Below are 18,439 nucleotides of genomic sequence, written 5' to 3' on the forward strand. Positions count from 1 at the left end.
CGACCTTCGCCTGCAGGCGCTGCGTGGCCAGGGTGAGCTTCTCCTCCTGGTCCTTCAGCGACGCCTGCTGGGTCTGCATGTCGATGATCTGTGAGGCCACGGCCGTGCGGCGGGTGAGTACCTCACGGGCCAGGTCCTCCCGCCCCACGGCAAGTGCCTGCTCCGCCTGGCCCTGCAGCTTTCCCATGGACTGCTGCAACTGGTTCACCTGCAGCTCGACACGCTTGCGGCTGGTCGCCACATCGGCCACGCCGCGGCGCACCTTCTGCAGCATCTGGAGCTGCTGTTCGTAGGAGTAGTCCAGGACCTCGCGCGGGTCCTCGGCCTTGTCCAGCGCCTTTTTCGCTTTGATTTGGAACAGTGTGGCGATGCGGTGAGTGATGCCGGCCATGGCGACCGCCGTCCTTTCAGCTCAGTCGGCTTGTGCTGTTTCGCGGACCGGTGGCCGGTCCGGTCCCGCTCGGGGCTCGGGACGCCGCGTGCGGTCCGGGATGTCGCGCAAGGTGTCGGCGGCGCAGTAGACCAAGGCAGCAGCGATGGTCACAGCGCCCCACAGGCCCCAGGCTGCGGCGGCCGGCTCGCCGGCAATGAGCGCCGGAGCAGGCAGCAGACCGGCCGCGAGAAGGACGGCGGCGGTGTGATGGATCGAGCGGGCCAGCCCCGACGCGTCGCGCCGGCGGCTCCGGGTGAGATGGACGGCGCAGACGGCGGTGGTCAAGGCGCCAAGGGTGATCAGGGTCCAGGCGAGCACTTCCATGTTAAGTCACCTCCGTGCCGGGGACCGGGGCTCGAACGCGGCGCCGGCACCGTCGCGCGGACCGGCGAAGGCGTCGGGGCCAGAGAAGCCGGGCATGCGGTCGCCGAAGGGCGGCGGCCTCGCTCGCGCTCCTCGCTTCGGCTGAGGCGGGCGTACACGTACACCAGGACCGCGAACATGATCAGAGTGGGGTAGTGGCGCGATAACCCCGGAGCCGAGCCAAGGGAGGGCAGCGGCTCTCGCATCAGCCGACCTGTGTCCTAAACCGGTGCCGCCATGATCAGCATGCCCATCGACATCGGCGCCAGCACATCCATAACAGGTCTCCTGCCATCGCCGTGTGGTTCATCGGGAGGGCTTGTGGTCGCGTAGGTCGCGGTCCTTGGGTGTGTCGTCGGGACCACGCCCATGCCTCTGTATGTCATCGCCGCTGTTCATGCCACGCATCATGAAGAACATCATCACCGGGCAGGCGAGCAGAATGAGGGGCAAGGCCAGGTTGCCCAGCGGCACGCCGAGCGCGAGTGCGCCGACCACGGCGATCGCGACCGCGATCGCGTAGAGGCCGTAATTCCTGTTGTTCTTCATGGCCAGATCTCCTCTTGGGAGGGGCATCAGTGCTTGGTCAGAGGGCCGGAGGAGCGCAAGGCGGCGAGGCGCCGCTGGTACTCGTCCTCGTCTATGTCACCGCGGGCGAACCGCTCGGCGAGCAACTGCTCGGGCGAGGGGCCAGCGGAGATGTGAGGCTGCTCAGGGTCGCGATTCCGGGTCCGGAAGAACAGGAGGACGGCGGTGATGATCAAGGCCCAGAACAGGATCATGCCGGCTGACATGGAGAGCCAGCCCCAGCCGCTGACATCGTGGTCGTGCCAGAACATCATCGCGATTCACTTTCCCGAGCTCAGGGGCTGCGGGCCGGGGCCCGCCGTCCAGTGGGCGTTCTTTGTTGCTTCCACAGTCGCCCTCGCCCGGTGTCGCACACAGGGCCATCCGGCCCCATGCACGGGGCCGGTCAGCTCTTACCTGGCAGGGGTACCGGGGCGACGCTGAGGGCGTGCGATCCTGGAGGAGGGACGATCTGCCATGAATGTCGTCGATATTGCAGTAGTGGCCCTGGCCGTGGCGTTGATTGCTGGTATGGGGCGGTTCTTCTTCGGTCCTCGCAAGGCCCGCACCGCGCGGCTGGAGGACGGGGTGCAGCACGTCGAGGTGACGGTGCGTGGCGGCTACAGCCCCGATGTCATCAGGGTTCGGCAAGGGATCCCGCTGGAGCTGGTCTTCGACCGGCAGGAGTCCGGGGAGTGCACCAACCGGGTGGTCTTCCCTGACCTGCGCGTGAGTGCCGGACTGCCGGCGTATGCGCGTACCACCGTGCGTGTCGATCCGGCCGAGGCCGGATCCTTCGCGTTCGCGTGCGGGATGAACATGATCCACGGCACGTTGCTCGTCGAACCGGATAGCGGCGAACCAGATGGCGGGGAAAGCGCCAGGGACGGTGGCGAGGTACCTTCCGCCTCCACTTCGGGGGCGCCGGGCAGTGATGCGGCAGCCGCCGAGGCCGAGGCCGCCGAGGCCGCCGAACGGTACGCGGAGATCACTGACCTGACGCGCCGGGTATCCATCGGCGCGGTACTCACCGCGCCGGTGCTCTTCGCCGTGATGGCGCATGAACTCTTCGGCGCCGACTGGGTGCCGGGCTGGCTGCTCAACCACTGGCTGCAACTGGCGCTCATCACACCCGTCATGTTCTACACCGGGTGGCCCATCCACTCCACCGGCTGGCTGACCCTCCGCCACCGCAGCGCGGACATGAACTCCCTCATCACACTGGGTACTTCGGCCGCGTACAGCTACAGTCTGCTCGTCACGCTCGCACCCTCTCTACTGCCCGAGGACGTGCGCGAGGTGTACTTCGAGGCGGTCGGGGTGATTCTCACTCTGATCCTGCTCGGGCGCCTACTGGAAGCCCGCGCCAAGGCCGGCACCGGCGAGGCCATCCGCGCGCTGCTGGGCCTGCGGGCCCGCACCGCCCGGGTGATCCGCGACGGAACCGAGGCCGAAGTCCTTGTCGAGGACGTGCTCGTGGGCGACGAGATCGTGATCCGGCCCGGCGAGAAGATCCCGGTCGACTCCGACGTGCTGTCCGGTTCCTCGGCGGTGGACGAGTCCATGGTCACTGGCGAACCCATGCCGGTCACCAAGCGGGCGGGGGACACAGTCATCGGCTCGACCATGAACACCACCGGGTCCTTGCGGGTACGCGCGAGCAAGGTCGGCGCGGACACGATGCTCGCCCAGATCATCCGTCTCGTGCAGCAGGCCCAGGCGTCCAAGGCGCCGATCCAGCGGCTCGCCGACGCCGTCTCCGCCTACTTCGTACCCGCCGTCATCGCCATTGCCCTCGCCGCCTTCGCGCTTTGGTACGTCGTCGGTCCCGCCCCCGCGCTCACCCTCGCGCTGGTCTCCGCAGTCGCCGTGCTGATCATCGCCTGCCCCTGCGCACTGGGGCTGGCCACCCCGCTGTCCATCATGGTCGGCACCGGCAAGGGCGCCCAGGCGGGCATCCTCATCCGCTCGGCCGAGGCCCTGGAGACCGCCCACAAACTCGACACCGTCGTCCTGGACAAGACCGGCACCGTGACCGCGGGCAAGCCCGTCCTGACCGATATTCACACGGCCAACGGGTTCGACGAGGCCAGGTTGCTTGCGCTGGTCGCGGCAGCCGAAGCCGACAGCGAGCATCCCCTCGCGGCCGCGATCGTCACCGGTGCCCGGGACCGGGGGCTGAGCCTGCTGCCATCGTCCGGTTTCGACTCCATCACCGGCAAGGGTGTGCAGGCCGGCGTGGACGGCCATGCCGTCCTGGTAGGCACCGCCCGCCTGCTCTCCGATGTCGGCATCGACACCAGCGCCCTCACCCCGGTCGCGGCGGATCTGTCCACCCAGGGCAAGACTCCTGTCCTCGCCGCCATCGACGGCCGGGCAGCCGGGGTGCTGGCCGTCGCCGACACCGTCAAGGATGACTCCGCCCAGGCCATCGCAGCCCTGCACCAACTCGGCATCGACGTGGTCATGCTCACCGGGGACAACGCCCGCACCGCCGCCGCCATCGCCGCGCAGGTCGGCGTGGACCGCGTCCTGGCCGAGGTACTGCCCGAGCACAAAGCGGACGAGATCCGCCGCCTGCAGGCCGAAGGCCGCACGGTGGGCATGGTCGGCGACGGCATCAACGACGCCCCAGCTTTGGCCGCTGCCGACGTCGGCCTCGCCATCGGCACCGGCACGGACGTGGCCATCGAGGCCGCCGACATCACCCTCATCTCTGGCTCACTGACCGGCGTCGTCACCGCCATCCGCCTATCGCGCGCCACCATGCGCAACATCCGGCAGAACCTCTTTTTCGCCCTCATCTACAACGCCATCGGCCTGCCCCTCGCCGCCGGCGCGTTCTACCCGCTGTGGGGTATCCGTCTCAGCCCCATCGTCGCCGCGGCCGCAATGGCGCTGTCCTCCCTGTCCGTAGTCACCAACTCCGGCCGCCTGCGCCGCTGGCACACCATCCCTCTGTCGGCGGTCACACCGGCCTCGGTCAAGCCTCAGGTCGAATCCGCCGCCGACCGGGCCGAACCCAAGCCCGCAGAAGCAGACGATCGCGAGCACGGAGACCACACCGAGGTCGTGGACCCGGTGTGCGGCATGCGCCTGGACCCGGCGACAGCCGACGAACGGCGCGACACTGCCTCCGGCATCCTCTACTTCTGCTCCACCCGATGCGCAGCCGCCTACGACACCGCCCCGGACCGCTACCGCATCCCGGCAGCTGGTGGAAGCCGGGAAGGAGAAAGGCCCCAGTGACCGCCGCTCCCAGTGACAGCCCCCTGCTCCCACCCGTGGCTGCGTCGATCACAGGTCCGACGACCACGCCCGGCTGCAAAAAGTAAGAGGGACAGGTATGCGGGCTGACCCGCACGATCGGCGACGACCGCTACTGCATCGAGGTCCTCAACCAGATCATCACCGCCACCCACACCCTGCGGCAGGTCGCACCTGGGGGTGCTCGACGACCACATGCGGCACTGCGTCTCCGAAGCCGTCCGCACCGACCCGACCGCAGGTGAGACACAGTACGCCGAACTCACGATCGCCCTGCGCCGCACGTTCCGGCTACGAGGGGGCGAGTCCGGACGGCGAAGCGCAGATCGCCAACCAAGCGGGGGCCCAAGGCGTGAAGAGGTGTCATCCGCAGGCAATGAACCAGAGGTAACCCGACGCTCGCGGCCCCTCCAACGCGGGGGGTCCAGGCTCGGTCGCGGCCGGGCACACCGGAAGGTCTTTCCTCGGCTGCCGAGGCTAGGCCAGGGTCCGTCAATGATCCAGGAGAAGACTTTGGGCAACGACGTGTCACACCCGCTGTTCGCACGCATCTATCCGCGGATCAACGCCTTCGCGGAGGCGCACGGTTCGGTCGAGCATCGCAAGGAACTACTGGCGGACGTACGAGGCCATGTGATGGAGGTCGGGGCGGGCATGGGATCGAACTTCCGGCACTATCCGCCAGGTGTGGACCGGGTCATCGCAGTCGAGCCAGAGGCCCGGTTGCGCGCAATGGCGGAGTCGGCCGCTGCGAAAGCCCCTGTGCCGGTGGAAGTGCGCGCGGGCCGGGCCGAGGAGCTGCCAGCGGCTGACGACAGTGTCGACGCGGTCGTGTTCTCACTTGTACTGTGCACGATCGCGGATGTTCCCCGCGCTCTCGCCGAGGCCGCTCGCGTGCTCAGGCCGACCGGCGAGCTGCGCTTCTACGAGCACATCAGGTCGCAGCGCCCCCGCTCATTCCGGCTGCAGCGGGTATGGAACCCGTTATGGCGGCTGGTGGGCGGCGGCTGCAATCTCACACGGGACACGGAACGAGCCATCGCCGACGCGGGGTTCATCATCGCCGAGGTACGCCGCTTCGACTTCCACATCAACGGCAGGGCTAACCCGGCATCACCGTCGATCATTGGGGTCGCGAGATCGCCGAGGGCCCTCGGATAGCGCCGGGGCTCCCGGGTACGTCGGATGTCGCGGTAGAAACGCCACCTCAACTGCGGTGCCGGGCGTTCCGGGCCGATGGAGCGGACTCAGGACGGGCGTGAGCCCGCTCGCCCGAGTCGCGCCGGGACGGCCTGGCACGCCCATCGCTGACGCGGCGCACAGGGCGCCAGGGAGCTTTACTGCAAATTTGTTGCAGGTGAGAATAGCATGCTTCTATGTTGGGGCAGCGCACACGACTGGAAGAGAGCAGCCCTGTCATGGCCCCGATCTCCCCCTACGCGACAGCCAGCCCTTCTGGTTCGCGGTGGCAACGTTTTCGAAGGTCGATGACACGGCAGGAGTGGATGCGCCTGGGTGGTATGGCCGCGTTCATCCTGGCGCTGCACGTGATCGGCTGGTTCACCCTGGTGGTGATCGTCGCGCCGGAGCATTACACCGTGGGCGCCAAGGCGTTCGGCCTCGGCATGGGCGTGACCGCCTACACACTGGGCATGCGGCACGCCTTCGACGCCGACCACATCGCGGCCATCGACAACACCACCCGCAAACTGATGAGCGAGGGCCAGTGGCCGCTGTCGGTCGGCTTCTGGTTCTCCCTCGGCCACTCCAGCATCGTTTTCGCCCTGGCATTCCTGCTCTCCCTGGGCGTCAAAGCCCTCGCCGGCCCGGTCCAGGACGACAACTCGAAACTGCACCACCTCACCAGCCTGATCGGCACCACCGTCTCCGGCGCCTTCCTCTACATCATCGCGGCCATCAACCTCGTCCTGCTGGCGGGGATCTTGAAGGTCTTCCGCAAGATGCGGACTGGCCACTTCGACGAGGCCGCGCTGCAGGAGCAGTTGAACAAGCGCGGCTTCATGAACCGGCTGCTGGGCCGGGTGATGAAGTCGATCACCAAGCCATGGCAGATGTATCCCCTCGGCCTGCTGTTCGGTTTGGGCTTCGACACGGCCACCGAGATCGCCTTGATGGTCTTGGCCGGCTCTGGCGCTGCGTCCGGCCTGCCCTGGTACGCGATCCTCTGCCTGCCGGTTCTGTTCGCCGCGGGCATGTCCCTGTTGGACACCATCGACGGATCATTCATGAACTTCGCCTACGGGTGGGCGTTCTCCAAGCCGGTTCGCAAGGTCTACTACAACCTCACCATCACCGGGCTGTCCGTCGCTGTCGCCCTCATCATCGGCACCGTCGAACTCCTTGGACTCTTCGCGGATCAACTCGATCTGCACGGCGGGTTCTGGGACTGGGTCGGCGCCCTGGATCTGAACATCATCGGGTTCATCATCGTCGGCCTGTTCTTCGCCACCTGGATCATCGCCATGGCCGTGTGGAAGTTCGGCCGCATCGAAGAGAAATGGACAGCGGACCTGCGCACCACCCCGCAAGCCGCAGGCTCCGATACATCGGCCATCAGCCAACTGACGTAGTTCCTTGGGGCTGGCGGGCGCGGAGAAGTTGGTCGGACCCTTGTTGACGCGCGGCAACTGCTTCCTGCTTGTTCAAGTCGTTCCTGCACGTCGTCGAGGGCGGGCTCCATGCCGCCTCCGTGACCCCTGCGTGAGGCAACTCGCCCAGGGACGCAAGGGGGCCTCGCGCCGCCGCTGAGAGGGGACGGATGGTGGCGGTTGCTACTAAGTCGATTCGTAGAATACGATGAGGATCCGCCGTCGGCCGGCGCGCATCCGCTCCCCGGCAGATCTGGTACCGGTCGGCGGTCATCGCCTTGAGGAGTCACGCATGCGCACCTGGCCTGTGCGCCGCTGGGCCGTCGCCACCGTGGTTGCCGCTGTCGCGGCGATCGTCATCGGCGTGCCGACCGGCATCATTCACACGTCTCTCTACACGCGTATGACTCCGGTCCTGTGGTGGAACTACCCCGCGTGGCTGCTGAGTTCCATGCTGGAGGGGCTACTGGTAGCGACGTACGTTCGGGTGGGCGAGCCGGCCGAGGCTGAGGCGTCCGCTGCTCCTCCACCCCCGCGAACTGCCCGAGCGCTGGGGGCGGGCGCGCTATCGGCCTTTGCTGTGGGCTGCCCCATCTGCAACAAACTCGTCGTCCTGGCTCTCGGTGTGAGCGGGGCACTGTCGTACTTCGCACCTGTCCAGCCGGTACTGGCCGTGGCTTCGCTGGCGCTCTTGGGCCACGCGCTCGTGCGGCGCATCCGCACCGCGAGCGCGTGCGCCCTGCCTTTGAGGTTTCCCCGGGATGCGGGAAGTGGTGACTGACGGTCAGATGGGTTTCATGAGAGGAATCCAGACGATGCCTGCACCGAGGAAATACCCGCTGGAGTTGCGTGAGCGTGCGGTCCGGATGTACCGGACCGCCGAGCCGAAGCCCGTGATCCGCCGTATGGCTGAGGAGCTCGGGGTGCACCACGAGGCTCTGCGGAACTGGATCCGTCAGGCTGAGGCCGACACCGGCGAACGGGGAGACCTGCTGACGACCGCTGAGCGCGAGGAACTGACCGCTCTGCGGAAGGAGAACGTCCAGCTCAAGCGGGCGAACGAGGTCCTGAGGACAGCCTCGGCTTTTTTCGCGGCCCAGCTCGACCCGACCCGGCCCAGGTGACAGGACTCCTCGACGAGCACCCGCACCTGGGGGTCGAGCCCGTACTCCGGGAACTCCGCATCCCTTCCTCCACCTACTACCGGTGGCGCCAGGCCGAGAAGGAGCCGTGCGAGCGGCGCCGCCGGGACGCTGAACTGACGGACCGGATCCGCAAGGTCCACGACGAGTCCGGCGGGATCTACGGCTCACCGCGCGTGCACGCCGTCCTCCAACGCGAAGGCACCCGCGTCGGCCGCAAGCGCGTCGAACGGCTGCGGCGCTGGCAGCAGCCTGTTGCGTCGTCATCGCGATAGCCGCCGTACCCCTCGCCCTGCCCGGCCAGAGCGGTGCTGGGAACAGCGCCGTGGTGGCGGTGGTCCAGGGGAATGTGCCACGTGAACGCACCCTGGCCGAGCAGGCGCGCGTGCGCGGAGTGGCGCAGAACCACGCCTCGGAGACAACGCTGTTGGCAGCGGCGGTGCGCCGGGGAGAAGTCGAGCGACCCGACATCACGCTGTGGCCCGAGAACTCGCTGGACAGTGATCCGACACACGATCTCGCACTGTGGGCGCTGGTCACCGACTCCGTTCGGGTCCTCGATGGCCCGCTCCTCATCGGGGCGATCCTGGACGGCCCGGATGGCAAGTCCTACAACGCCGGTCAGCTGTGGATACCCGGCCAGGGCCCTGTCATCTCGTATGCCAAGAGACAACTGGTCCCCTTCGGCGAGTACATTCCCGCTCGGAGACTGCTCGGCGGCCTCGGCTCCCTGCAGTTGATCCCCCGCGATTTCGCACCTGGCACCTCGCAGGCACCGCTGACGACCGGGGCAATCCGCCTGGGGGACGTCATCTGTTACGAGGTCGCCTATGACGGGCTCGTCCGCGACGCCGTGCGCTCCGGCGCGAACCTCCTTGTCGTGCAGACAAACAACGCGACGTATGAGCGCGGTCTGCAGGCAGGTCAGTCCGAGCAGCAGCTCGCGATGGCCCGGATCAGGGCCATCGAGTTCGGGCGGAGCGTCGCGCTGGCATCCACCAGCGGCGTCAGCGCCATTGTCGCGCCGGACGGGAGGGTCATCGACCGCGCAGATACCTGGCGAAGTGCTTACCTGGTGGAGCGGGTCCCACTGGCCGATGGCCACACGCTCGCGGAACGTTTGGGCCCGTGGCCCGAGGCTCTGCTCGCCGCCCTCGCACTGGCTGGGCTCGTCCGCCGCCCGGGGCGCCGGCATCGCGGCGCCACCACGCCCTCCGTGCGAGATGCTCCTTTGGCGCGCCTTGGCGCTGGCTGACTGCCGTCCGAACCGTGCCGCCCTGATCGACCATGGCCAACCATTTACTAATCTCCTTAGCTGATACGTTTACACTCGGGGCATGAAGCTCGCTTACCTGCCCAGCCCACCGACCGGCGTGATCCACCTGGGCCCCTTCCCCTTGAGGGCCTACGCCTTCTGCATCATCATCGGCGTGGCGGTCGCGCTGTGGATCAGCTCCCGTCGCTGGGTGGCGCGCGGCGGCAGTCGGCACACGATCGGCGACATCACGATCTGGGCCGTGCCCTTCGGGCTGGTCGGCGGGCGTCTCTATCACGTGATCACCAGCCCCGACGCCTACTTCGGCCGGGGAGGGGACCCGATCCGGGCGCTGTACATCTGGCAAGGGGGTCTTGGAATCTGGGGGGCCGTGATGCTCGGCGGCGTGGGGGCCTGGATCGCCTGCCGCAGGCACGGCGTGCCCTTTCCCGCGTACGCCGACGCGGTCGCTCCGGGACTCGCCGTCGCCCAGGCGCTGGGCCGCTGGGGCAACTGGTTCAACCAGGAACTGTACGGAAAGCCCACTACCCTGCCGTGGGGTCTGGAGATCAATCCGCTGCACCGGATGCGCGGAAGCCTGGACGTAGCGACCTACCACCCCACGTTCCTCTACGAATTCTTCTGGGACCTCGGTGTGGCCCTCCTGGTCATCTGGGCCGGCCGCCGCTTCCGTCTCGGCCATGGCAGGACCTTCGCCCTGTACGCCGCCGCGTACACCGTCGGCCGGTTTTGGATCGAGTACCTGCGGATCGATGAAGCCCACTACTTCCTCGGCCTGCGCCTGAACGACTGGACTTCGATCGTCGTATTCGCCGGCGCTGTCGCCTACCTCGCGATCTCGTCCCGGCTGCGTCCGGGCCAAGAGGATGTGGCAGACGTCGACGCCCGGACAGCAGCCCCCGCCGAGGAGAAGACGCGCGCATGAACGACAGACAAGTGGCCCGCACGAGGAGCACCAAGATCAAAATCGGTAGGGTGCACACTCGCCCCCTACCGTCCCGGATCTTGGGGTGGACGCTGTTCGTCCTTAGCGTCGTGATCCTGGTTGTGAATTGGATCGAGGAGTTCAGCAGCCTGGAGGCCCTCCCCGGAGGCCACTCGGCCTTCTATCTCGCGGGGGGCATCGTTGCGGCCGTCATCGGGCTGTGGGCGGCTGGGGTGATGGACGCGAAGTGACGGACGGCACCGCCCCGCCCGCCCGTGCGCGAGGGTCGGCGACATGCCCTCTGCCGGTGGCCCAGCTACCCACGTGCCTCAGCGCTGGACCTGGCGTGGGGGAGTTCGCGGTGCGGTCTCGTGACGGCGGTGCGCTTGCTTGGGCCGCCGGACGGGGACAGTCGGTCCGCGTCCGGCGGCATGAGGAGCAGTCGCAGTCCGGGGGCGGCGGTCAGGCTGCGGCCGCCGTCTCGGCCTCTTCGCGGGCCTGCGACGCGCTCGCCGTGGGTGCGTTGCGCAGGGTGAGCAGGGAGGCGAGTGCGCCTGCGGCGGCGAGGGCCGCTGCCCCGAGGAATGCGGCGGAGAATCCGTTGGTCAGGGCGGTGGGGTTGTCGAGTTGCCGGGCGCCGTGGGCGGCGGCCAGCGCGGTCATGGCGGCGAGGCCGAGTGCGGAGCCGACCTGGTAGCTGGTGTTGACAATGCCTGCGGCCAGACCTCCTTCTTCCGGGCGGGCGCTGGACAGGGCGGTCCCCAGGGAGGGGATGAATGCCAGTGACATACCGACGGCCGCGAGCAGGGATGCGGGCAGGACGTCGACCCAGAAGTTGCCGTCCGCGCGGGCGAAGGACAGCCAGACCATGCCCGCGGCCAGCGTGAACAGCCCGGCGACGATCAGCGGCTTCGGGCCGAAGCGGGCGATCAGTCGCGGCGCGAGGACGATCATCATGATCATGATGGCGACGGTCATGGGCAGCAGCGCGGAGCCGGAGGCAAATGCGCCCAGCCCGAGGACCTGCTGCAGGTAGAGGTTGAGGAAGAACCACATGGGGATCCAGGCGGCGGCCATCAGGAGTTGTGCGACGTTGGCGCCGGCCAGGTTGGGGGCACGCCAGATGGCCAGGCGCATCAGCGGCTCCTTCCGCTTGGACTGAATGGCGATGAACGCGGCGATCAGTGCCACCCCCGCCAGCAGGACCAACCAGGTCCGGGCAGATCCCCAGCCGGTCTCAGGGGCGCGGACGATGGCGTAGACAGCGGTGGCCAGGCCGGCCGTGACCGTGACGGCACCCGCGAGGTCGACCGAGCCGCGACGAGCAGGAGCCGCAGGCATGACGCCCGGGGTGATCGCCAGGACGATCAGAGCGATGGGGATGTTGATGTAGAACACCCAGGGCCAGCTGGCGTACTGGGTGATGACCCCACCGAGGAAGACTCCGGCGGTGCCACCCGCCGGGGCGGCTGCGCCGTAGAGGGCGAAGGCTTTGGCGAGTTCCGCAGGGCGGGAGCCGAACAGCATCATCAGCAGGGTGAGGGCGGACGGTGCGATCAACGCGGCGCCGATCCCCTGCAGAGCGCGTCCGGCCAACTCGACCCAGACCTCGCCTGCGATTCCGGCGATCAGGGACCCGATGGCAAGGACGATCCATCCGACGGTGAAGAGCCTCTTGGCGCCGAACGAGTCGGACAGGCGGCCGCCGAGCAGCAGCAGGCCGCCGAACGCCACGACGTAGGCATTGAATACCCACGACAGGTTCTCCTGGGAGAAGCCCAGGTCACCCCGCATTTCAGGGATGGCTACGCCGATGATCGACGTATCCATGATCACCATGAACTGGGCCAGGGCGATCAACGCGAGCGCCGTCCAGCGGCGCGGATGAGCGGCGGGTGGGGTGGACATGGCAGATGCTCCTATACCGGAGGGGGGTATCTTTGGATGAGAACAACATACCCCCTGGGGGTATTCCCGACTAGTCCGCGTGCAGAAGGAAGCTCCCGCCATGAACGGATACGTCAAGGACAAGGACGCCTACCTTGCCCGCTTGCGCCGCATCGAAGGCCAGGTCCGCGGGTTGCAGCGCATGGTCGACGAGGACGTGTACTGCATCGACGTCCTCACCCAAGTTGCCGCCACCAGCAAGGCACTGCAGGCGGTCGCCCTGGGTCTGCTGACCGATCACATGGGGCACTGCCTGGTCGAGGCGGCGAGCCGCAGCGGCGAGGAGGCCGAGGCGAAAGTTGAGGAAGCCGCCGCGGCCATAGCCCGCCTGGTGCGCTCCTAGCGGCCGCCCGCAGAAGGGGAGACGCCTTGACTTAATACCCCCCAGGGGTATGTTGGAGTCCTGGCCGACGGCGCCGAGCCGTCGGCCGCACCGACAATTCGGAGGTTCCCATGAGTGCGACCACGTCTACCGTCACGGCCACCTATACCGTCACCGGCATGACCTGCGGGCATTGCGTCTCCTCCGTCACCGACGAGGTCACCAAGGTGCCCGGTGTCCGGAGCGTCGACGTCGATCTGGCAACCGGGCAGGTGACAGTGGGCGCCGACGGGCCGCTCGATGACACTGCCGTCGCCGCAGCGGTGGAGGAGGCCGGCTACACGGTCACTTCCGCGCCGAAGGAGCGCTCCGGCAGCTGCTGCGGCACCTGTCACTGACACACGGGACGGGCGACCGCTCCGGCCGCCCGTCCCGTCACCACAAAGTCGCCCGCAGCGCAGCGGACGGACAGCGGAAGAAGACAGAGCCGCGAGCACGGTCCGCAGGGTCCGAGCCTTCCCGAAGGTCCATTCTCCTCGCCGGTGTGTCAGCCGCAACCATTACCCGCCCCCAGCAAGCAGCCGACGACCTATCTGACATTGCCTTTCCGCGGGCTTACCGGGCGTGCCCCGGCCTGGCCGCTCACACATGACGATCAAGGAGCACTGTGATGGCTACGAGCGTCGATACCCTCCCGGCACGCCAGGCGGCCAGCGTTGAGCTGGTGATCGGTGGGATGACGTGCGCCTCGTGTGCCATGCGCATCGAGAAGCGGCTGAACAAGCTGGACGGGGTGACCGCGACCGTCAACTACGCCACCGAGAAGGCCAAGATCAGCTTCGGTGACGGCATCGCTGTCGCGCCCCAGGACCTCGTCGCCCAGGTCGAAGCCGCCGGGTACACCGCCGAGCTGCCCGCTCCGCCACCCGATCCGGGGCGGGCACAATCACCCGAGCCGGACGACGAGGACGGCGGGCGGATCAGGGCGCTGAGGGACCGGTTGCTGATCTCGGCCGTGCTGTCTGTCCCCGTCATCGCGATGGCGATGGTCCCGGCCTGGCAGTTCGCCAACTGGCAGTGGATCTCCCTGGCCCTGGCCTGGCCGGTTGTCGCGTACGGGGCGTGGCCCTTTCACAAGGCGGCCTTCACCAACCTGCGGCACGGCACCTCGACCATGGACACCCTCGTTTCCATGGGTACCCTCGCCGCCTTGGGCTGGTCCCTGTACGCGCTGCTGTGGGGCACCGCCGGCATGGCGGGGATGACCCACGCGTTCAGCTTCGGCATCAGCCGGACCGACGGGGCGGAAAACATCTACCTCGAAGCCGCTGCAGGGGTGACCACGTTCATCTTGGCCGGCCGCTACTTTGAAGCCCGCTCCAAGCGCCGCTCCGGCGCGGCCCTGCGCGCGTTGCTCCACCTCGGCGCCCGCGATGTCGCCGTGTTGCGTGAGGGCAGGGAAGAGCGCATCCCCGTGGAACAGCTCGCCGTCGCGGACCGGTTCGTCGTCCGGCCCGGCGAGAAGATCGCCACGGACGGCGAGATCGAGGACGGCACCTCTGCGGTGGACACCTCCCTGCTGACCGGTGAATCCGTGCCCGTCGACGTCCGCCCCGGCGACAGCGTCGTCGGCGCGACCATCAACGTCGGCGGCCGCCTCGTCGTACGCGCAACCCGCATCGGCGCCGACACCCAGCTCGCCCAGATGGCCCGCCTGGTCGAAGACGCCCAAACCGGCAAAGCCGAGGTCCAGCGCCTGGCCGACCGTATCTCCGGCATCTTCGTACCCATCGTGATCGCCCTCGCCATCGCCACCCTCGGCTTTTGGTGGGGCACCGGTGAAGGCGTCGCCGCCGCCTTCACCGCCGCCGTAGCCGTCCTGATCATCGCCTGCCCGTGCGCGCTGGGGCTGGCCACCCCGACAGCGCTCATGGTCGGCACCGGGCGCGGCGCGCAACTGGGCATCCTCATCAAGGGACCCGAAGTCCTCGAATCCACTCGCAAGGTCGACACGATCGTGCTGGACAAGACCGGCACTGTCACCACCGGGCAGATGACCCTTCTGCACATGCACGCCCTCGACGGCCAGGACGAGAACCAGGCCCTGCGCCTGGCTGGCGCTCTGGAGCATGCTTCGGAGCACCCGATCGCCCAGGCCATCGCCAAAGCCGCCGCCGAGCGCACCGGCGTCCTGCCCCACGTCGAGGGCTTCGCCAATGTCGAGGGACTCGGAGTCCAGGGCATCGTCGACGGCCACGCGGTGCTGGTCGGCCGCACCCAGTTGCTGCGCGAGTGGGCGATGGAGCTGCCCGCCGCACTGCAGGAGGCAAAAAGCGCAGCCGAAGCACAGGGCCGCACGGCCGTCGCGGTTGCCTGGGACGGAAAGGCCCGGGCGGTACTGGTCATCGCCGACGCTGTCAAAGCCACCTCCGCGCAGGCCATCCGGCAGTTTCGCGAGCTGGGCCTGACCCCCGTCCTGCTCACCGGCGACAACGCCACCGTCGCCGCATCGGTCGCCGCTGAGGTCGGCATCGACCCCAGCCAGGTATTCTCCGAGGTCATGCCCAAGGACAAGGTCGACGTCATCACCCGCCTCCAGGGCGAGGGCAAGGTTGTCGCGATGGTCGGCGACGGCGTCAACGACGCCGCTGCCCTGGCCCAGGCCGACCTGGGGCTGGCCATGGGCACCGGCACCGACGTCGCCATCGAAGCCAGCGATCTCACCCTGGTCCGCGGCGACCTGCGCGCCGCAGCCGACGCCATCCGCCTGGCCCGCCGAACCCTGGCCACCATCAAGGGCAACCTGTTCTGGGCCTTCGCCTACAACGTCGCCGCCCTACCCCTGGCCGCAGCCGGCCTCCTCAACCCCATGCTGGCAGGAGCCGCCATGGCCTTCTCCTCCGTCTTCGTCATCACCAACAGCCTGCGCCTGCGCAACTTCCGCGCCCTGACATAGGGGCCGATTGGGCACCGCTGCGCCGGTCGCACCCAGCACCGCAACCGCGGCGCCGGGTGCGAACCCGTTACTGCACGCGCCGACCAGGATCTGTACTGGATCGCTGCCTTGCAATCCGTGGCCCTGATCGTCCTTGACGAACGTCTCAAGTGCTGGTCGACAACGCCATCACTGCGCGCTGTCAGCAAGCCGATGCCAGAGTCGCAGAAGCTCTCCGCCATCGCCGGCCTGCTCCGCTCCTGAACCGGTCAAGCACAACGATGCCGGCCACCTCCGCCTGCGGCGTCTGGCCCCCTCCGCCGTGATCCGGACTGCCGCCAGGGCGCTGCTTGTCCTGGTGCGCCGCTGCCACAAAATCCGGCATGCCGTCCCGTTCGTAAACTTCGGACCCATCCGCTTCTGGTGTCAGGTCCGAATAAGGGGTGTGAGTTGATCCCGGCGGCCTTGGTAGAGCCTCTTCGGCCGCTATTCCTCCCTATGGCACAGGAGCCCTGCATTCCATGCGGCACCGGACTGCCGCGGGGCTCCGTTTGGAGCAAGCCATGAACAAGACTCTCCTCCCCCTGGTGGGTATAGCCGCGTTCGCCATCCCGCTGGCGCTGCCGGCGGTGGCATCGGCGCAGTCCTCCAGCGGGGGTGCGAACTATCAGGCCACCCTCGACCCGGTGGCCACGAACATGGTCGACGGATCCGGCATGGCCACCGTCACCCTGTCGGGCAACCAGGCGACCGTCTCGGTCACTGCCAACCAGCTGCTCGACGCCTCCCCGCACGCCCAGCACATCCACATCAAGGGCGCGGGCGAGTGCCCGAAGGCCGACGCGGCGCATGACCACAACGGGCACAAGGCCATCAGCACGGCCGACGGACAGCCTGCCTACGGGCCGATCGGTACGTCCCTGACCACGAAGGGCGACACCAGCCCGAACAGCGCGCTGGCCATCGACCGCTTCCCGTCCACCGGCTCCTTCCACTACACCCGCACCATGACCGTGACGCCGGATGTGGCGGCCGCCGTGCGGGCCAACAACGCGGTGATCGTCGTGCACGGCATCGACTACAACCACAACGGCAAGTACGACAGCGTGCTGGGCGCCAGCGAACTGGACCCGAAGCTTCCCCAGGAAGCCACCGCTCCCGCCATCTGCGGGGCCCTGAACTCCATGCCCACCGGGGGAGCGGGGACCGGTGACGGAGCCACCCAGGCCGCTGCCGGCGGCAACAGCTCCGATCTGATCGCCACCGGCCTGGGCGCCGCAGCGGTCGCGGCACTGGCCGGCACCCTGATCCTGCGGCGCAGGAACGCCGCAGCCCAGCGATGACCGACGGGACCGGGCCCGGCACCAGGCCCGAGCCGGACCCCGAAGCCGCCGCCCCCCGTCCGGCGGGGGGCGGCACCCGCCGCCGCACTATCATCGGACTCGCCACGGCAATGGCCCTGGCCGGAGCCGGTGCAGCGGTCGCCCTCACTGGCGTCTCCAGCGGGTCGCCACCGCCACCCCAGCCCCCAGCCGTGGCAGCACCAGCCACCGCTGCGCACCCCACCGCACCCAAGCCGCCCGGCCAACCGGCGCCGCGCCCGTCAACCGGCCACGTGCTCCCGGCATCCGTGCCGGTGTCCTTGGACATCCCCGCCATCGGCGTCCACACCACACTGCTGGCCCTGGGCCGCAACACCGACGGAACTGTCCAGGTCCCCTGGAAGCCGCTGAAAGCCGGCTGGTACAAGAACTCACCCACCCCCGGACAGCTCGGCGCCTCCGTCATCCTCGGCCACGTCGACTCCAAGGAAACCGGCCCCGCCGTGTTCTACCGGCTCGGCGCCCTCAAAGCGGGCACCCGCATCACCGTCACCCGGACCGACGGCACCGCCGCCGCCTTCATCACCAACTCGGTGCGGGCCTTCCCCAAGGACGATTTCCCCACCCTGGACGTCTACTCCACCACCGCCGACCAGCCCCAACTCCGCCTCATCACCTGCGGCAACTGGGATCCCAAAACCCGCACCTACCTCGGCAACATCGTCGCCTTCGCCACCCTCGCCGACACCGTCAGGTAGGACGGGCAGGACCATGATGGGCCTCCATCTCCCGCCGAACGCACGACCCACCAGGGCGCGGGGGCTGGTCCCGTCAGGGATCACTCCACCGGGCGTTTCTGCGCAGCGCCACCGGCCGCCTTGTACCGACGAACAGCCAATGCGGCCAGCAGCCCAACCTTGATCACCACCAATGCGGCCACGGCGCCCACCGCCGCGAGGGGCCACCGGGACGATGCCACCAGCCATCCGAACAGACCCAGGTGCACCCCGGCCGCGACCACGGCTACTGCCGCTACAGCTGCCCAGCGTCGTCGTCCGCGCCAGTTCCGGTGCGACTCCCATTCGGCGCGGGGGCTCGGCTTCGCTGGGTCCTGGCCCGAGTGCTGCTGGTCTTCTGCCTGCCGGCTGTGTTGCCAGCTGACGGTGAGCGGCTGGCGGCGGCTGTATCGACCCAGGTGCGCGGTGACGACGTCCATCGCCCGTTGCAGCGAGTCGCTGTCCTGCGCCTGTGTCTGGATCACGAGCGTGGCGGAGGTGGCCTGCAGGCTGCACAGGGCCCACCCGAAATCGACCTCGCCGCGGGTCTCCGAC

General features: G+C 68.4%; 21 protein-coding genes. 15 read left to right on the forward strand and 6 right to left on the reverse strand.

The features are described from left to right. The 4 genes from C6N31_RS40815 to C6N31_RS40830 all read right to left on the reverse strand — a co-directional run. Window positions 1–391: PspA/IM30 family protein (locus C6N31_RS40815; RefSeq protein ID WP_198359500.1), on the reverse strand; the 391-nt coding region annotated here is incomplete at its 3' end. 21 nt (window positions 392–412) lie between these two features. Next, window positions 413–757 carry a hypothetical protein gene (locus C6N31_RS40820; RefSeq protein WP_198359501.1) on the reverse strand — a complete coding sequence of 115 codons (345 nt, stop codon included), beginning with the start codon at window positions 755–757 and terminating at the stop codon, window positions 413–415. 345 nt (window positions 758–1,102) lie between these two features. After that, window positions 1,103–1,345 carry a DUF2933 domain-containing protein gene (locus C6N31_RS40825; RefSeq protein WP_198359502.1) on the reverse strand — a complete coding sequence of 81 codons (243 nt, stop codon included), beginning with the start codon at window positions 1,343–1,345 and terminating at the stop codon, window positions 1,103–1,105. A 26-nt stretch (window positions 1,346–1,371) separates the two neighbouring features. Beyond that, on the reverse strand, window positions 1,372–1,638 hold the full coding sequence (locus C6N31_RS40830) for an SHOCT domain-containing protein (protein WP_198359503.1): 267 nt from the start codon (window positions 1,636–1,638) through the stop codon (window positions 1,372–1,374). 202 nt (window positions 1,639–1,840) lie between these two features. On the opposite strand from C6N31_RS40830, the gene C6N31_RS40835 reads away from it, so the two are divergent. From C6N31_RS40835 to C6N31_RS44760, 10 genes are all read left to right on the forward strand, one after another. Continuing rightward, a complete protein-coding gene (locus C6N31_RS40835; RefSeq protein ID WP_198359504.1) occupies window positions 1,841–4,612 on the forward strand; it encodes a heavy metal translocating P-type ATPase in 2,772 nt (923 codons plus the stop codon). Window positions 4,613–4,728: 116 nt separating this feature from the next. Further along, on the forward strand, window positions 4,729–4,875 hold the full coding sequence (locus C6N31_RS46300) for a metal-sensitive transcriptional regulator (RefSeq protein WP_368860197.1): 147 nt from the start codon (window positions 4,729–4,731) through the stop codon (window positions 4,873–4,875). A gap of 250 nt (window positions 4,876–5,125) precedes the next feature. Further along, window positions 5,126–5,791 carry a class I SAM-dependent methyltransferase gene (locus C6N31_RS40845; RefSeq protein ID WP_198359505.1) on the forward strand — a complete coding sequence of 222 codons (666 nt, stop codon included), beginning with the start codon at window positions 5,126–5,128 and terminating at the stop codon, window positions 5,789–5,791. 326 nt (window positions 5,792–6,117) lie between these two features. Next, on the forward strand, window positions 6,118–7,221 hold the full coding sequence (gene nicT, locus C6N31_RS40850) for a Nickel transporter NicT (protein WP_198359506.1): 1,104 nt from the start codon (window positions 6,118–6,120) through the stop codon (window positions 7,219–7,221). Window positions 7,222–7,531: 310 nt separating this feature from the next. Then, complete coding sequence (locus C6N31_RS40855) at window positions 7,532–8,020, forward strand: hypothetical protein (protein ID WP_198359507.1); 489 nt, start codon at window positions 7,532–7,534, stop codon at window positions 8,018–8,020. A gap of 34 nt (window positions 8,021–8,054) precedes the next feature. Beyond that, window positions 8,055–8,363 carry a transposase gene (locus C6N31_RS40860; protein ID WP_198359508.1) on the forward strand — a complete coding sequence of 103 codons (309 nt, stop codon included), beginning with the start codon at window positions 8,055–8,057 and terminating at the stop codon, window positions 8,361–8,363. Next, window positions 8,360–8,656, forward strand: coding sequence for an IS3 family transposase (locus C6N31_RS46020; RefSeq protein ID WP_198359509.1), 297 nt, complete (start codon window positions 8,360–8,362; stop codon window positions 8,654–8,656). The genes C6N31_RS40860 and C6N31_RS46020 overlap by 4 nt, the downstream gene beginning before the upstream one ends. 17 nt (window positions 8,657–8,673) lie before the next feature. Further along, window positions 8,674–9,636, forward strand: a complete 963-nt coding sequence (gene lnt / locus C6N31_RS40870; RefSeq protein WP_232486277.1) for an apolipoprotein N-acyltransferase — start codon at window positions 8,674–8,676, stop codon at window positions 9,634–9,636. An 82-nt stretch (window positions 9,637–9,718) separates the two neighbouring features. Beyond that, window positions 9,719–10,582: a prolipoprotein diacylglyceryl transferase gene (lgt, locus tag C6N31_RS40875; protein WP_198359510.1), complete on the forward strand. Its 864-nt coding sequence runs from the start codon at window positions 9,719–9,721 to the stop codon at window positions 10,580–10,582. Window positions 10,583–10,692: 110 nt separating this feature from the next. Beyond that, entirely contained in the window at window positions 10,693–10,833 is a 141-nt protein-coding gene (locus C6N31_RS44760; protein WP_232486275.1) for a hypothetical protein, read from the forward strand. 211 nt (window positions 10,834–11,044) lie between these two features. Here the strand turns inward: C6N31_RS44760 and C6N31_RS40885 are convergent, their stop codons facing one another. Next, window positions 11,045–12,490, reverse strand: coding sequence for an MFS transporter (locus C6N31_RS40885; protein ID WP_198359512.1), 1,446 nt, complete (start codon window positions 12,488–12,490; stop codon window positions 11,045–11,047). 100 nt (window positions 12,491–12,590) lie between these two features. Between C6N31_RS40885 and C6N31_RS40890 the strand changes: the two genes are divergently transcribed. The 5 genes from C6N31_RS40890 to C6N31_RS40910 all read left to right on the forward strand — a co-directional run bounded on the left by C6N31_RS40890 (window position 12,591) and on the right by C6N31_RS40910 (window position 17,866). Continuing rightward, window positions 12,591–12,872 carry a metal-sensitive transcriptional regulator gene (locus tag C6N31_RS40890; protein ID WP_198359513.1) on the forward strand — a complete coding sequence of 94 codons (282 nt, stop codon included), beginning with the start codon at window positions 12,591–12,593 and terminating at the stop codon, window positions 12,870–12,872. A gap of 110 nt (window positions 12,873–12,982) precedes the next feature. Next, complete coding sequence (locus tag C6N31_RS40895; RefSeq protein WP_198359514.1) at window positions 12,983–13,249, forward strand: heavy-metal-associated domain-containing protein; 267 nt, start codon at window positions 12,983–12,985, stop codon at window positions 13,247–13,249. A gap of 272 nt (window positions 13,250–13,521) precedes the next feature. Next, entirely contained in the window at window positions 13,522–15,807 is a 2,286-nt protein-coding gene (locus tag C6N31_RS40900) for a heavy metal translocating P-type ATPase (protein ID WP_198359515.1), read from the forward strand. 542 nt (window positions 15,808–16,349) lie between these two features. Beyond that, complete coding sequence (locus C6N31_RS40905) at window positions 16,350–17,129, forward strand: hypothetical protein (RefSeq protein WP_198359516.1); 780 nt, start codon at window positions 16,350–16,352, stop codon at window positions 17,127–17,129. 272 nt (window positions 17,130–17,401) lie between these two features. Beyond that, complete coding sequence (locus C6N31_RS40910; protein WP_198359517.1) at window positions 17,402–17,866, forward strand: class F sortase; 465 nt, start codon at window positions 17,402–17,404, stop codon at window positions 17,864–17,866. An 80-nt stretch (window positions 17,867–17,946) separates the two neighbouring features. Here C6N31_RS40910 and C6N31_RS40915 read toward each other — a convergent pair. Next, on the reverse strand, window positions 17,947–18,439 hold a 493-nt coding region (locus C6N31_RS40915; RefSeq protein WP_198359518.1), incomplete at its 5' end, for a DUF2218 domain-containing protein.

The sequence above is a fragment of the Streptomyces fildesensis genome (genome assembly GCF_016107395.1).
GTDB lineage: Bacteria > Actinomycetota > Actinomycetes > Streptomycetales > Streptomycetaceae > Actinacidiphila > Actinacidiphila fildesensis.

Bases quoted from the DNA above. Each gene is read 5' to 3' on its own strand.
- C6N31_RS40835 (WP_198359504.1), top strand. From the start codon at position 1,841: ATGAATGTCGTCGATATTGCAGTAGTGGCCCTGGCCGTGGCGTTGATT.
- C6N31_RS40895 (WP_198359514.1), top strand. From the start codon at position 12,983: ATGAGTGCGACCACGTCTACCGTCACGGCCACCTATACCGTCACCGGC.
- C6N31_RS40860 (WP_198359508.1), top strand. From the start codon at position 8,055: ATGCCTGCACCGAGGAAATACCCGCTGGAGTTGCGTGAGCGTGCGGTC.
- C6N31_RS40855 (WP_198359507.1), top strand. From the start codon at position 7,532: ATGCGCACCTGGCCTGTGCGCCGCTGGGCCGTCGCCACCGTGGTTGCC.
- nicT (WP_198359506.1), top strand. From the start codon at position 6,118: ATGACACGGCAGGAGTGGATGCGCCTGGGTGGTATGGCCGCGTTCATC.
- C6N31_RS40820 (WP_198359501.1), bottom strand. From the start codon at position 757: ATGGAAGTGCTCGCCTGGACCCTGATCACCCTTGGCGCCTTGACCACC.
- C6N31_RS40890 (WP_198359513.1), top strand. From the start codon at position 12,591: ATGAACGGATACGTCAAGGACAAGGACGCCTACCTTGCCCGCTTGCGC.
- C6N31_RS40830 (WP_198359503.1), bottom strand. From the start codon at position 1,638: ATGATGTTCTGGCACGACCACGATGTCAGCGGCTGGGGCTGGCTCTCC.
- C6N31_RS40900 (WP_198359515.1), top strand. From the start codon at position 13,522: ATGGCTACGAGCGTCGATACCCTCCCGGCACGCCAGGCGGCCAGCGTT.
- C6N31_RS40885 (WP_198359512.1), bottom strand. From the start codon at position 12,490: ATGTCCACCCCACCCGCCGCTCATCCGCGCCGCTGGACGGCGCTCGCG.
- C6N31_RS40905 (WP_198359516.1), top strand. From the start codon at position 16,350: ATGAACAAGACTCTCCTCCCCCTGGTGGGTATAGCCGCGTTCGCCATC.
- lgt (WP_198359510.1), top strand. From the start codon at position 9,719: ATGAAGCTCGCTTACCTGCCCAGCCCACCGACCGGCGTGATCCACCTG.
- C6N31_RS40845 (WP_198359505.1), top strand. From the start codon at position 5,126: ATGATCCAGGAGAAGACTTTGGGCAACGACGTGTCACACCCGCTGTTC.
- C6N31_RS40825 (WP_198359502.1), bottom strand. From the start codon at position 1,345: ATGAAGAACAACAGGAATTACGGCCTCTACGCGATCGCGGTCGCGATC.